Origin of the sequence: Alloalcanivorax dieselolei B5 (genome assembly GCF_000300005.1) — a bacterium.
GTDB classification, from domain to species: Bacteria; Pseudomonadota; Gammaproteobacteria; order Pseudomonadales; family Alcanivoracaceae; genus Alloalcanivorax; species Alloalcanivorax dieselolei.
Map to the genome: position 1 here is coordinate 2,645,179 of NC_018691.1, position 13,055 is coordinate 2,658,233.

The window sequence follows — 13,055 nt, forward strand, 5'->3', positions numbered from 1 at the left end:
TGTTATGTGGTTTTAGTCATTCCCGCCCTGAATAGAGCACGGAACAAAATGTGACGTCAATCACAAAGTCAGCGTTCCCCATGGCCGAGCATCACCGTGGCCTCGCGGCCGGCCAGCACCAGAAGACAGCCGCCACCGACCAGTAAATACAGATAAAAGGTCATGAAACGCCACACCAGCAACACCGTGGCGGTGGTCACCGCTCCCAGCCAGGGCGTCAGCAAGGCGGCGCCGGCGACCTCCGCCCCGCCGGCGCCGCCGGGCAGCAAGGTCAGATACCCTGCTCCCATCGCCATCATCTGCACGAAAAAGCCATACACCCAGTCCACATGTTCGTCCAGTGCCAGCACGGTGAGATAAATCACCGAATAACGCAGCAGCCAGTGCGCCAGACACAGACCGAACAAGGCCATCAACCGACGGCGCGGCACCCGCAGTGTTTCCGCCATGCTCTGGCGAAAGCGCAGCAACGCCCGGGCCAGGGCGCGACGCCGCCGCAGCGGCACCTGCCAGCGTTCCAGCCAGGGGTCGGTCAATCGCAGGATGTCACTGAACCGGTTCGCCACCGCCCAACACAACAACAGTGCCAGCCCCAGCAATACCATCGGCAATGCCAGTTGCCACCAGCCTTCCAGATTCAGATAACGGCTCAGCCCGTACAGCGCCACCGTTGGCAGCAACACCAGAAACACCACCAGGTCGGTGATCTGATCCACCGCGAACACCGCCGTGGCGGTGGCCGGTGTCACCTGGTAACGGCGCAACAGCGCCACCAGCGTAAAGGGCGCGCCGCTACCGCCGGGGGTGGCGTTGAGCACGCATTCGGTGGCCATCACCGTGACGAGCGCGCCACCGTGGCCCAACCCCAGGGCACGGTCCGCCAACATGATGCGCAATCGCCACGCATTGAGGTTCCAGCACAGGAAGATCATCGCCGCCATCAGCAGCAACCAGCCCACCGGAACACGCGCCAGCCCGTGAAAGGCGCCGGCGCCCCCCAGCAGCAGCGGCACCAGAGCCCCCAGCCCCAGAGCCAGGAGCAACAGCCACCAGCGGCGCCTCACGCGGCCTCCCCGGTCAACTCGTCCAGCCATTGGGATTTGGTCAACGCCCGGCGACAGCCGGCCAGCCGCTCAATGGTGGCGATCCAGGCGCGCCGTGAACGTTGATGGCGCATGTCCACCGGGTGCACCGCCAGGCGCAATACAGGGGCGGCGCGATGCGCCCATTCGCGTGCCCGATTGACCCCCTGGAACAGCCCGCGGCGCCACGGCGAGCGGGCCGACCATACCAGCGTTGGTGTCTGCAGAAACAGGCCGCTGCCGGGGCAATGGAAGCCGTCCCGGTCGGTCCAATAGGTAAATCCGGCTTCGGCGATGGCGGCGCGGGAACCGGCGCTGGTCATCCACCCCGGCGGCACGAATCCGTGGGCCGGCCAGCCGAGTTGGTGAAACATCGCCAGTCCTTGCTGTATTCGCGCTGCCGCCGTTTCTCCATCGAGGGCAGCGAACTCGCCTTCGTGGGTCAACACACGCCGACGCAGCCAGTCCCCCGGCGTGATCGGTGGCGGACTGTCGTCATGATGGAAATAGCCGTGCAACACCAACTCGTCACCGCGCTGGCGGCGCTGTTCCAGCGCCTGGCAAAAGGCCTTGTCCTCGGTAAAGCGCCCGCCGCCATGAAAGTCCGGCACCACTAGCAACGTCAGCGGAATTCGCGGGTGGCGCTCCAGGGCACGCAACAACGGTTGATAATCCGCCCAGGTCGCCGGACACACATCGTGCAGCGACAACAGGAAGGCACTGTCGGGGCGGGAATCAGGTCTGGGGGCCATGGTGTTCCGATATCCGCGTTTCAGGACGGGCGCCAACCAGCCTGCGGTAGTGGCGCACCAGACTGTCCACCACCTTGTCCCAGCCGTGCTCCGCTTCCACATGGCGGCGGGCGCGCTCGCCCATGGCCACCGGATCGTGCTCCTCGAACAAGGCGCGCACCGCCGCCGCCATGGCCACCCCGTCATGGGGCGGCACTCTTAACCCGCAACCCGCCGGCACGACTTCCGGCAAGGCGCCACCGTCGGCGCAAATCACCGGGATGGCCGAAGCCATTGCCTCCAGCGCGACCAGCCCGAAGGTTTCCTGATCCCCGGCGTGCAGCAGCGCATCCGATGACGCCAGCCAGGCCGCCACTTGCGCCGCCGGCAGGAAGTCCTCGAACACGGTGGTATTACCCGGCGCGTCCGGTTGCGGCCCGGTGCCGATCAGCAACAGGTGATAACCCGGGCCCAGTTGCCGCAAGGCGTCGAACAGCACCGGCAGATGTTTTTCCTGGGAGCCGCGGCCGGCGAACACCAATAAACGTGCGTGCTCACCGAGCCCCAACCGCGCCCGGGCCAGAGGGTCGGCACGATTGGGATGGAAAGTATGAGCGTCCACGCCCAGCGGCTGGACCTCCACGTTATGCAGCCCGCAGTCCCACAGCCGCTCGGCCATCACCCGGGATGGACTCAGCACCAGGTCGAATCCGTCGTACAGCTTCCTGAGGTAGGCACGGGTGGCACCGTCCAGCATCGGGCTGATGCGGTTGTGCAGGAGCGTGATCAGATCGGAGTGGTAAAACGCCACCGCCGGCACGTCCAGCATTCGGGCCGCCCGGAGCGCCGCCCAGGCCGGCGTATAGGGATCGCCGGCCTCGATCAGATCCGGTTGCAAACCGGCGATGATATGACTCCACAGCCCCACCCGGGTGGGAAAACGAAAGCCCGGCGCCATCGGCAGGTTGAGTGCCGGCAGTTGAATGAAATCACCCTGCAGTACCGTCTCCGCGCCCGGGTACACCACCTTGTGCTCCATCTCCCTGGCCAACAGTCCCTTGCGCTTGCTGTCCACATAGGTATGCACCCCGCCGCTGGATTGCGCATAAAACAAAGTGGTATCGACGACTCTCAAGCGTGACTCCTTTCTCTCGCCTGTGGTGAGCGCCCGGGACAGCACCGATTTGTGACCCGGTAATGACCCGGGGGTTTCAATATTGTGATAGGACGAACGGCGCAAGCGTTCAATAGAAAAGGAGGAAAAATTTCACAAGCCCGCGAATTCCCTGGGGTCGGGCTGGTAAAGGGTTGTAAAACGCATCAATGGGCGTGCAGCGGGTCCTGGCGATAGAACAGTGCCAGCTGGCCATAGACCTCCGGCAGAATCTGTTCGAGGGGCTCCGGAGTCTCGAAAAAGCTTTCCGTGATCACCGCGAAAAACTCCCCCGGATCCTGCAGGGCGTAGGGATCGAGGAAAGGCTCCCCCTCCCGCTCGGCCTGTTCCAGCGCGCTCCAGGCCCGCGTGAAGGTGTCGTGCCAGAGCCGCGCGTCCATGCCGTGATGCAGAGGAGGCGCGCCATTGGCACCGCCGCTGCGCATATCCAGCTTGTGCGCCATCTCGTGCAGCACCACATTGAACCCCGGCTCCGATGACGCCGCCTGCACATCCTGCCAGGACAGCAGCACCGGTCCCCGGTCCCAGGCTTCCCCGGCCAGCACCCGCCCCTCACTGTGAACAATACCGAACTCGTCCATCTCATCACCGGGGGTGACGAAAGCGTCCTCGTAGACGATCACTGTGTACCAGCCGTCATACCAACCCAGGTCCAGGCCCATGATCATCACCACCGCCATGGTGGCGATCTTCAGTTCCATGGCCGGGGTCACCTGGAAATCGCCACCGCCACGAAACTCCTTACGCAACAGGAAACGCAGCGTCTGCTGGAACAGCCGCTCGCGGCGCTCTCCCTGGTAACGCCGTGCTGGCGCCCAGTCGGCGATGGCGTCTTCCCATTGCGCCCGGGTCACCGGCAAACGGGCCAAACGTCGGTTTTCCAGCCACAGACGGGTACGGTCGAACATGAGAGGTCCAGCAGATGGAACAGGGTCGCGCGGAAGCGCTCTGGCAGCTTGCCCCGTTCCCGCCACACGTACAAGCACGGAACGATTGCAGGCTGTTTCAAAACCCAGGCGCGCGGACCGCGATTGTCGTGCTGCCCACCCCGCCGCCTGCTACACTCCGCTCCTGCATCCGTGTTAGCGCTTTTATCCCCGGGAGAGAAAACAATGGTGTTGTCCATGGCCGTGCCTTTGGTGCTGCATATACTGGCGGCGGTGATTTGGGTCGGCGGCATGTTTTTCGCCTACATGGCATTGCGCCCCGCCATGGGCGCCACTCTGGATCCGCAGTCCCGGCCACGCCTGTGGCTTCACACTCTGGACCGTTTTTTCCGTTGGGTGTGGGGTTGCGTGGCGGTGTTGCTGGTCACCGGTCTGTGGATGGTATTCGGCGTCTATGGCGGCATGGGTGCCACCGGCGCCTATGTGCACACCATGCTGGCACTGGGCCTGGTGATGATGGCGCTGTTCGCTCACGTCTACTTTGCGCCCTTTCGCCGTCTGCGCCAGGCGGTAACGGTCCGTCATAACGCCGATGCCGCTTTTCAGATCGGACAGATCCGGCGCATTGTCGGCATCAACCTGCTGCTGGGTCTGCTGGTGATCAGCATCGCCGCCGCCGGCCCCTATTTCTAAGAGCCTGCATGTAACGAAACAGGCGCCACGGCCAGGTTCGTGGCCGGTGAAGCCGCCATGCCGCCGTGCTAGAATCCGCATCGCCGTGCAATGCGGTCCCACACTTGTAGCGGAGTTATGGCCCTTCCCAGTTCGACCAAATCGGATCTTCTGCTGGTCTGCGTGACCTTATTGGCGGCAGTCAGTTGGATGTTCTCCAAGGAGGCGGTGCTGCTGATGCCGCCGCTTTTGTTCATGTGTCTGCGTTTTCTGCTGGCCGGCCTGATTCTGGCCTTGGTGGGACAGCGGCAATTGCGCCGCATGAATCGGGACAAGTACTGGCGCAGCATCCAGGTAGGCATGGTGTTCGGCGCCGCCATGAGTTTCTGGATCATGGGGCTGCACTACGGCAATCACGTCGGTGAAGGCGCTTTCATCACCAGCCTTGGCGTGGTGCTGGTCCCGGTCATGGCGCGCCTGGTGTTCAAGGAGCATCCGCCGCTGAGCACCTGGCTGGCGCTGCCGGTGGCGGTGTGTGGGCTGGCGCTGTTGTCGCTGGACGGCGGCTTCCAGGGCGAACTGGGGCAATTGTTCTTCCTTGCCTCGGCGATGATTTTCGCGTTGTTTTTCACCCTCAACACCCGCGCCGCCAATAACGCCACCATCACCGCTACCGGCGGCCGGACCACCACCCGAGAACGGGTGCCGGCACTGGCGCTGACCTCGGTGGTGCTGGTCACGGTGGGCCTGGTCACCGGCACCGCGTCCTTGCTGCTGGAGCCCTGGAGCCCCACTTTCCATTCCGGCGAACTGGGACTGGTGATCGCCGCCTGGGTGATCGCCAGCGCCACCCTGGGTACCGCCGCGCGTTTCTTTCTGCAGACCTACGCGCAGAGCCTGTCCATGCACAGTCATGGCGTGGTGATCATGATCCTGGAGCCGATGTGGACCGCGCTGTTGGCGGCGCTGTGGTTCGGCGAAACCATGAACGCCACCCAGTTGGGCGGTTGCGCGATGATCTTCCTGGCGCTACTGGTGAACCGCTGGAGCGCGATACGGCGAGTGCTCAAACGTTGGGTCGATCAGCGCCGGGCAGCCCGCGCGTGATCCAGCCGGATCGTGGCGGCACGCTGCTGGCACTGGCGGTGGTCAGCCTGTTGCTGTTCGCGCCCCTGGGGCCGGTGGTCTGGTGGTGGGCGCAAAAGGATCTGGACGCCATGGCGGCGGGCCGCATGGATGCGGTGGGGCGCCCCTCCACGCTGTGGGCCCGGGGGCTGTCGATGGCGGCCACGTTGCTTTTGATGATGATGTTGATTGGAATTTCAATTGCTTTAATTTCAATGATATAGACAATCTTATTAATGCCAATTCTATATCACGATTTCGATTTTCCATTACCCCCGTTGAAGCCGATGCTCGCCGCCCCCATTTGATGGCGCTACTCTATTGGGCTGGATTGGGCCGGTTTAACCCGGCGATCCTGAATCCACCACCACCGGATACCCGACTTGGCCGCACCGTCATCCCGTAGCTTGCGCCCCAACCGCCGTGAACCGGCCGGGAGCCTGCTCGCCCATCTGCTATGGGTGCTGATGCTGCTTGCCACGCCGCATTCCGGTCAGGCGTTTGACGCCCGCGAAGGCGGGCCGCACACCCAACCCCTCGACGGGGCCGCTCAACTTGCTCTGCCCTCCGGCTATCAGGTCCGTAGCGACGCTTTTGCCACTGATCACCACGACGACGGCAACGCGGCTCTATTACCGTGGCTGCCGTCGGCAACGCCGACACCGTCGCGCCCCGGCCCGCTTTCCCTGAACCGCCCCCTGGCGGTGGTTGCTGAGCACTACCGGCCACAGGCTCCCCGCGCCCCACCCGCGTTCTCCACGCTCTGACCCCAACAACACCGCCACACGGCGGCACCTTCGCGTGCGCGCCCGGCGGAGAGTGGTTTTAATGGAGAACGAACTTGAACCGATTTCGCTTACGGGCGACGGCTTATGCCCTCGTCATTCTGCTTGGTGTGCTCGCCGCGCTGCCGAGTATCCTGCCGCCGGCGGCGTTGCAACAGGCGCCGGACTGGTATCGCCAGCACCATCTGTCCCTGGGGCTGGATCTCCAGGGCGGCTCCCATGTGCTGCTGAAAGTCGAACAAGGACCACTGCTGGCGGAGAAAACCCGCAAGATCGCGCAGGAACTGGGGCAGCGCCTGGACCGCAACGGCATTCAACACGGCCGCCCGGTGGTCGATGGTGATCATGTGCGCCTGGCCATCCGCCCGGCTGCCGCCATGGAGGCCGCCCTGCGGCTTGCCTCGGACATCCGGGATGATCAGGGCCGCCGCCAGCTTTCCGTGACCCACGACGGTCCGTCCCTGGTGTTGCGGCCCTCTTCCAGTTTGTCGCAACAGGTGGTCAGCGATGCGGTGGAACGCAGTCTGGATGTGGTGCGCCGCCGCATTGATGAAACCGGCGTGGTGGAACCCCGGGTCACCCGCCAGGGCGACGATGCCATTCTGGTGCAACTGCCCGGCGTCACCGATCCGGAACGCATCACCGCCCTGCTTGGCCGCACCGCGCGATTGACCTTCCATCTGGTCGCCGATGGCAGCGGCCCGGATCGCCCCCTGGTGCTGCCGGGCGCGGAAGACGGCCGGCGTTACCAGGTCGAAGCCACACCTTTACTGGACGGCGGCCAGTTGGCCGACGCCCGGCTGGGCTTCGACAGCCGCACCCATCAGCCGGTGGTGAACTTCACGCTGGACGGCGACGGTGCCCGCCTGTTCGGCGACATCACCACCCACAACGTGGGGCGGCCCTTCGCGGTGGTGCTGGACGGCGAAGTGATTACCGCGCCGGTCATCCGTACCCCGATCACCGCCGGTCGCGGCGAGATCAGCGGCAACTTCACCCCGCGGCAGGCCGGTGACCTGGCCATGTTGTTGCGCGCCGGCTCCTTGCCCGCCCCGCTGCACGTCGTGGAGCAGCGAACGGTGGGCGCGGAACTCGGCGGCGACACCATTCGCATGGGCGTGCTCAGCGGTGCCCTCGGCGCGGCTCTGGTGCTGGTGTTCATGATCTCGATTTATCGCCGCTGGGGTGTGATCGCCAATACCGCTCTGGCCATCAATGTTCTGCTGGTACTGGGTTTACTGGCCAGTTTCGGCGCGACGCTGACGCTGCCGGGCATCGCCGGTCTGATCCTTGGCGTCGGCATGGCGGTGGACGCCAATATTCTGATCAATGAACGCATCCGCGAGGAAACAGAGAAAGGCAAGAATGCCATGGCGGCGCTGCGCGCCGGCTTCCAGCGCGCCTTCGCCACCATCGTCGACGCCAACATCACCACGCTGATCGCTGTGGGACTGCTGTTCGGTTTCGGCAGCGGTCCGGTGCGCGGTTTCGCCGTGACCATGGCGGTGGGGCTGCTGGTGTCCATGTTCACCTCGGTGTCGGTGACCCGGTTACTGATGGAGTGGCGGCTGCGACGGCGGCAGCGGCAACCGCTGGTCCTGCCGGAGGTACCCGGATTTCAGCGCCTGCGGCAACGCCAACAGCCGATCCAGTTCATGCGTGTGAAGGCGTTGGGCATCACGCTGTCAGTGCTGCTGTCGGTACTGTCCCTGGGCTCTCTGGCCTGGCCGGGATTGAATCAGGGCATCGATTTCCTCGGCGGCATCGCCATGGAGGTTCAGGTGCCCTCGTCGCTGTCGGAGAACGCTCTGCGGCAGGCATTGCGGGACGCCGGCCTCACCGACGCGGCGTTGCAGCCGTTCGCCGATGACGGCCACTTTCTGGTGCGGATGCCCGCCAGTGACGATGGTAACGCGGTGGTGGAAACAGCGAAGACGGCGATCAGCGGTCTGCACGCCGACAGCCGTTTCCCACGGGTGGATATGGTCGGCCCGGCGGTCAGCGGCGGCTTCGTCGAAGCCAGTATTCTGGCGGTGCTGCTGGCCGGGGCGGGCATGTTCGCCTACCTGCGGCTACGCTTCGAACGGCATTTCGCCTGGGCGGCGCTGATCACCCTGCTGCTGGATGTGAGCAAGACACTGGGGTTCTTCGTGTTGACCGGCGTGGAATTCAATCTTACCGCCATCGCCGCCTTGCTGACGCTGATCGGTTACTCGGTGAACGACAAGGTGGTGGTCTTCGACCGCATCCGCGAAAACCAGAAGCTCAATCCGGATCAGCCGCTGGAGACGCTGCTCAATGTCAGTCTGACCCAGGTGCTGACCCGCACGCTGTTCACCTCCGCCACCACCTTCCTGGCGCTGCTGCCGATGGGGCTGCTGGGTGGTGGCGCGGTGGCCAGCTTCGCCCTGCCGGTGCTGTTCGGCATTGTTGTCGGCACCACTTCTTCCATGTACATCGCCGCGCCCATGGCCCTGTTCCTGGCGCGCTGGCGACCGACGCCACGGGCTGACACGGAGGTGTTGGCGGAGCGGCCTTGAGAGGCAAGGCCGCCGGACGCCGGAAAGGCATCCGGCGGCCGGCTCTCAACCGTGACTCTTCTGCAACGCTTCCACTTTGCTGATGTAGTTTTGCCGCGCGCTGTCCTGGTCCATGCCCTTGAGCTTGGCCCAGGCGTCGTACTTGGCGCGCCCCACCATATCCAGCATGCCCGGCCGCTTGCCGGTGACGTCGCCGACGCTGCCCTGCTTGAAATGGGCGTACAGATACAACAGGTCATCGTTGCCCGGTTTGCGTGACAGGGTCTGTACGTCCTTCCGGGCCTGTTCAAACTGCTCTTCATACGCCATTATTCGTACCTTCAGGTTGTGTTACCCATTTATCATTAGTCCGTTGCCCGGCGCGCTATCATGCTCCGGTTCGGCAAATAGTGTCCGCACCCGCCAACGGAAGCAACCGGGCAGCGACCACATAATAAGCAGCAACGTCAAAGAACGGGGGACTCCATGGCCACTGACAGCACCCAGACGCGACCTCTGGAAGCGGAACAGGAACGCGCCCTGAAACGCGCGTTGAGCACTCTCTGGGTACGTTTTCCCGGATCCCTGGAAGACGACTACATCGTCTACGCGGAACATCGCGCCACCAAGCTGATCCGGCGATCGGTGTACATCCTGCTGGCGATTTTCCTGATCGTGGTGGTGCCGGTATCGCTGCTGGTGAAGGACCCATCGCTGGGCCGCTGGCAGGCGCTCGGCGTTTATCCCATTGCCTGTTCACTGGCGTTGCTGTTGGCGGCCATCCATGTCCCCGCGGTACAGCGGCTGGTGGCCACGCTGATCGGGCTGGCACTGATGATCTCGCTGACCGGCACCCTGATCGGCGCGATCCACTTGCAGGACCATTTCCTCGGCCAGGTGGCGGCGTTTGAAACGATCTACGTACTGATCATCGGCTTCTCCATTCTGCGGCTGCCTCCGACCCGCACCCTGTTCTGGTCCCTCGGCGCCCTGATCATCGCCCTGGGCGTGGCGCTTTATCAGGATTGGCGCATCACGCCGATCTCACTGCTGCTGTACTACGGCTTCCCGCTGCTGGTGTGCGCCCTGAACGGCTACATGCTCGACGCCAGCGCCCGCAGCAACTTCGCCAACATGCTGCTGCGCAACGCCGAATCACAACGGCTGCGGCGCTGGCGCGACAATGCCGACCGGGAAGCCCGGCGGCAGCGTCTGCTGAATGAATTCACCGCCCACATCGCCGGCAATCCGCGCGTCACCGAACTGCTCGACAAGGCACTGGCGTTTCTGATCGAAAACACCCCGGCGGTGGCCGGCGCCGGCTACCGGTTGGAGGAGGACGGCCTGCACCTGGAAGCGGCACGCGGCCTCGGCCAGACGGCGCGGGAACAGTCCCATGTCGAAACCGATGGTTTTCTCGCCTCGGCCCTGGAGATTCAGGGCGCCTCGGTGCGCCACGAGGTGCCCGGCGGCTATATGGACCTGGAAACCGGCCACAGCCAGATCCGCCCCGGCGAGGTGCTGTTCCTGCCGATCCGGCAGGGCAAACACACCCTTGGCATCCTGGAGCTGGCGTCCCTGGACTCGTTCGATGAACACGTTCGTTCCGCCTGTGACGCCATTGCCACGCCGCTGGGTTACGCCATGATCGCGGCCCTCGGCCGGGAGTCCTTCATCCGCCGCGCCCGGGAGAAACAGCAACCGCAAGGTACCGTGACATAAGACCTTCATTTTCGCATTGATAACCATTATCAATGCCCCTATCCTCCCCGGCGAATTACAAAGCTGACCTGGGGAGTGCCAATGTCACGTGCGAACACCTTCAAGGGCCTTGCCGTCCTGTCACCGTTACTGCTGGCCGTGACCGCCGCCAGCCATGCCGAGAACCGTCTCGACAGCGTGGTGGTCACCGGCTCCCGGGCGCCGACGCAGATCAGCCAGGTGCCCGGCAGTATCCATGTGGTTTATCAGGAACAGATCGAAGAGCAGGTCCGTTCCGGCAAATCATTGAAGGAAGCTCTGGGCACGCTGATCCCGAGCATGGACGTGGGCCCGCAGGGCCGTACCAACTATGGCCAGAACATGCGCGGCCGCTCGGTGCTGGTGATGATCGACGGCGTGTCGCTGAACTCTTCCCGGGGACTGAGCCGCCAGTTCGACAGCATCGATCCGTTCAACATCGAGCGCATAGAGGTGCTCTCCGGCGCCTCCGCGATTTACGGCGGCGGCGCCACCGGCGGCATCGTCAACATCATCACCAAGAAGGGCCAGGGCGGGCCGGCCGTCTATGAAACCGAACTGGGCGTGACCAGCGGCTTCAACAACAGCGACGATCGCGACCTGCGCGCCGCCCAGTCCATTTCCGGCGGCAACGACACCCTGCACGGCCGCCTCGGCGTGGCGGTGCAGAAGAACGGCAGCTTTTACGACGGCAACGGTGACGCCGTGCTGCCCGACATCAGCCAGACCGACCTGCAGGAGAACCGCAGCGTGGACCTGCTCGGCTCGCTGCAATGGCAGCCGGACGAAAACCAGAACCTGCAACTGCTCGGTCAGTTCTATGATTCCGGTTACGACGGTGACAAAGGATTGTATCTGGGCGAGAACCTGTCGGCGGTGACCGGCGCCGATCCGGAAGCGTTCGACGTGCGCTCCGGCTTCAACTCCGACCGGGAACCCGCCACGCGCCGCTACCAGCTCAGCGCCAATTACCGCCATGGCGACGTGCTCGGCCAGACTTTGTATCTGCAAGCCTTCACCCGCAGCGAAACCATGGATTTCCACCCCTTCCCCTATCTGGACCGGGGCAGCGACCCGAACGCCCCCACCGGATACTATTCGGCGTCCCGGCAGAACACCGACCTGGCCGGCCTCAAGGCCATGCTGGTGAAGGACTGGAACCGGTTCCGGGTGTCCTATGGCGTGGACTACGACCGTGAAACTTTCGACTCCGACCAGATGCTGTTCGACTTCCAGCGGGTGCTGGACAGCGGTGGCCTCGATCTGGACCGGGTCAACAAACTGGGCCGCTATCCCGACTATCAGGTGGACAGCCTGGCTGCCTTCGTTCAGGCCGACTGGCAGATCACCGACACGCTTCGCTTCAGCAGCGGGCTGCGCCATCAGCGCATGGACGTGGAGGTGGATGACTTCATCGCCGTGGCTCAGCAGGTCAAAATCGCACGCGGCCAATTAAGTGGCGCCGACGCCATCCCCGGCGGCAGCAATGACTACCACGCCACCCTGTTCAATGCCGGCTTTATCCAGGAGCTGAACAACGGTCACCAGCTCTGGATCAACTACAGCCAGGGCTTCGAACTGGCCGATCCGGCCAAGTACTATGGCCGTGGCAGCTACGACGAGAGCAGCGGTTACGCGGAACTGAAGCGCGGCATCGACGTGGACGGCCAGCCCATGGATGCGATCAAGACCGAGCAGGTGGAACTGGGTTGGCGCGGCTACGGCGAGCGTTGGAACGCGCAGAGCGCGGTTTACTACAGCTGGTCGGACAAGACGCTGCAGATCAACAGCGGCGATCTGTCGGTGGACGTGGAAGACGACAAGAAGCGCAACTACGGCATCGAAGCTCAGTTGGATTACTCTCTCACCGACCAGTGGAGCCTCGGCGGCAACGCCCATATTGTCCGTTCAGAAGAAAAGAACGACGGCGAATGGGACCCGCAGCTGGCCACCACCGCCAGCCTGTCAAAAGCCACCGCCTACCTCGGCTGGCAGCAGCGCGGCACCCGTGCCCGCGTGCAGAGCACCTATGTCCACGATCTGGACGACGACTACGATAACGAGATCGACGGCTATACCCTGGTGGATCTGATGGCCAGCCAGCGCTTGCCGGTGGGCACCGTGTCCGTGGGCATCCAGAACCTGTTCGATCGCGACTACGGCACCATCTGGGGCCAGCGGGCGCAACTGTTCTACGGCGGTTACTACGGCCCGGATGCCATGTTCGATCAGCGTGGCCGGGGGCGGACCTACACCCTCTCCTACTCGGTCAAGTACTGAGCACCGTGACCCTTTATTTGAGATGACTTTCTAACACACCTACACGCTACGAAGCCGCTG

At 63.9% G+C, this 13,055-nt stretch carries 12 protein-coding genes; 7 read left to right on the forward strand and 5 right to left on the reverse strand.

The window, feature by feature from the left end:
- Nucleotides 1–68 precede the first annotated feature (68 nt).
- The 4 genes from B5T_RS11880 to B5T_RS11895 form a co-directional block, all read right to left on the reverse strand.
- The gene (locus B5T_RS11880) at nt 69–1,064 is read right to left on the reverse strand and encodes a lysylphosphatidylglycerol synthase transmembrane domain-containing protein (protein ID WP_014994749.1); all 996 of its coding nucleotides are present in this window, start codon (nt 1,062–1,064) and stop codon (nt 69–71) included.
- Nucleotides 1,061–1,834, reverse strand: coding sequence for a DUF2334 domain-containing protein (locus B5T_RS11885; RefSeq protein WP_014994750.1), 774 nt, complete (start codon nt 1,832–1,834; stop codon nt 1,061–1,063). Before B5T_RS11885 ends, B5T_RS11880 begins: the two co-directional genes overlap by 4 nt.
- Complete coding sequence (locus B5T_RS11890; RefSeq protein ID WP_014994751.1) at nt 1,818–2,948, reverse strand: glycosyltransferase; 1,131 nt, start codon at nt 2,946–2,948, stop codon at nt 1,818–1,820. The genes B5T_RS11885 and B5T_RS11890 overlap by 17 nt, the downstream gene beginning before the upstream one ends.
- Nucleotides 2,949–3,133: 185 nt before the next feature.
- On the reverse strand, nt 3,134–3,895 hold the full coding sequence (locus tag B5T_RS11895; protein WP_014994752.1) for a M90 family metallopeptidase: 762 nt from the start codon (nt 3,893–3,895) through the stop codon (nt 3,134–3,136).
- A gap of 204 nt (nt 3,896–4,099) precedes the next feature.
- Here B5T_RS11895 and B5T_RS11900 point away from each other — a divergent pair, with 204 nt between their 5' ends.
- From B5T_RS11900 to secD, 5 genes are all read left to right on the forward strand, one after another.
- A complete protein-coding gene (locus tag B5T_RS11900) occupies nt 4,100–4,567 on the forward strand; it encodes a CopD family protein (RefSeq protein WP_014994753.1) in 468 nt (155 codons plus the stop codon).
- A 117-nt stretch (nt 4,568–4,684) separates the two neighbouring features.
- Nucleotides 4,685–5,653 carry a DMT family transporter gene (locus B5T_RS11905; RefSeq protein ID WP_014994754.1) on the forward strand — a complete coding sequence of 323 codons (969 nt, stop codon included), beginning with the start codon at nt 4,685–4,687 and terminating at the stop codon, nt 5,651–5,653.
- Nucleotides 5,650–5,895, forward strand: coding sequence for a hypothetical protein (locus B5T_RS11910; RefSeq protein ID WP_014994755.1), 246 nt, complete (start codon nt 5,650–5,652; stop codon nt 5,893–5,895). The genes B5T_RS11905 and B5T_RS11910 overlap by 4 nt, the downstream gene beginning before the upstream one ends.
- A gap of 159 nt (nt 5,896–6,054) precedes the next feature.
- Nucleotides 6,055–6,438 (forward strand): hypothetical protein, encoded by a 384-nt coding sequence (locus tag B5T_RS23200; RefSeq protein ID WP_148279257.1) that lies wholly within the window; start codon nt 6,055–6,057, stop codon nt 6,436–6,438.
- 74 nt (nt 6,439–6,512) lie between these two features.
- Nucleotides 6,513–8,996: a protein translocase subunit SecD gene (gene secD / locus B5T_RS11915; RefSeq protein ID WP_014994757.1), complete on the forward strand. Its 2,484-nt coding sequence runs from the start codon at nt 6,513–6,515 to the stop codon at nt 8,994–8,996.
- A gap of 45 nt (nt 8,997–9,041) precedes the next feature.
- Here the strand turns inward: secD and B5T_RS11920 are convergent, their stop codons facing one another.
- Entirely contained in the window at nt 9,042–9,305 is a 264-nt protein-coding gene (locus B5T_RS11920; RefSeq protein WP_014994758.1) for an acyl-CoA-binding protein, read from the reverse strand.
- 156 nt (nt 9,306–9,461) lie between these two features.
- Here B5T_RS11920 and B5T_RS11925 point away from each other — a divergent pair, with 156 nt between their 5' ends.
- Together B5T_RS11925 and B5T_RS11930 are read left to right on the forward strand one after the other, a co-directional pair.
- Nucleotides 9,462–10,697: a GAF domain-containing protein gene (locus tag B5T_RS11925; protein WP_014994759.1), complete on the forward strand. Its 1,236-nt coding sequence runs from the start codon at nt 9,462–9,464 to the stop codon at nt 10,695–10,697.
- 81 nt (nt 10,698–10,778) lie between these two features.
- Nucleotides 10,779–12,995, forward strand: a complete 2,217-nt coding sequence (locus B5T_RS11930) for a TonB-dependent receptor (RefSeq protein WP_014994760.1) — start codon at nt 10,779–10,781, stop codon at nt 12,993–12,995.
- Nucleotides 12,996–13,055 lie beyond the last annotated feature (60 nt).

Excerpts from the sequence above, each read along its gene's own strand:
- B5T_RS11885 (WP_014994750.1), bottom strand. The coding sequence starts at position 1,834 with ATGGCCCCCAGACCTGATTCCCGCCCCGACAGTGCCTTCCTGTTGTCG.
- B5T_RS11895 (WP_014994752.1), bottom strand. The coding sequence starts at position 3,895 with ATGTTCGACCGTACCCGTCTGTGGCTGGAAAACCGACGTTTGGCCCGT.
- B5T_RS11900 (WP_014994753.1), top strand. The coding sequence starts at position 4,100 with ATGGTGTTGTCCATGGCCGTGCCTTTGGTGCTGCATATACTGGCGGCG.
- B5T_RS11905 (WP_014994754.1), top strand. The coding sequence starts at position 4,685 with ATGGCCCTTCCCAGTTCGACCAAATCGGATCTTCTGCTGGTCTGCGTG.
- B5T_RS11920 (WP_014994758.1), bottom strand. The coding sequence starts at position 9,305 with ATGGCGTATGAAGAGCAGTTTGAACAGGCCCGGAAGGACGTACAGACC.
- B5T_RS11925 (WP_014994759.1), top strand. The coding sequence starts at position 9,462 with ATGGCCACTGACAGCACCCAGACGCGACCTCTGGAAGCGGAACAGGAA.
- B5T_RS11930 (WP_014994760.1), top strand. The coding sequence starts at position 10,779 with ATGTCACGTGCGAACACCTTCAAGGGCCTTGCCGTCCTGTCACCGTTA.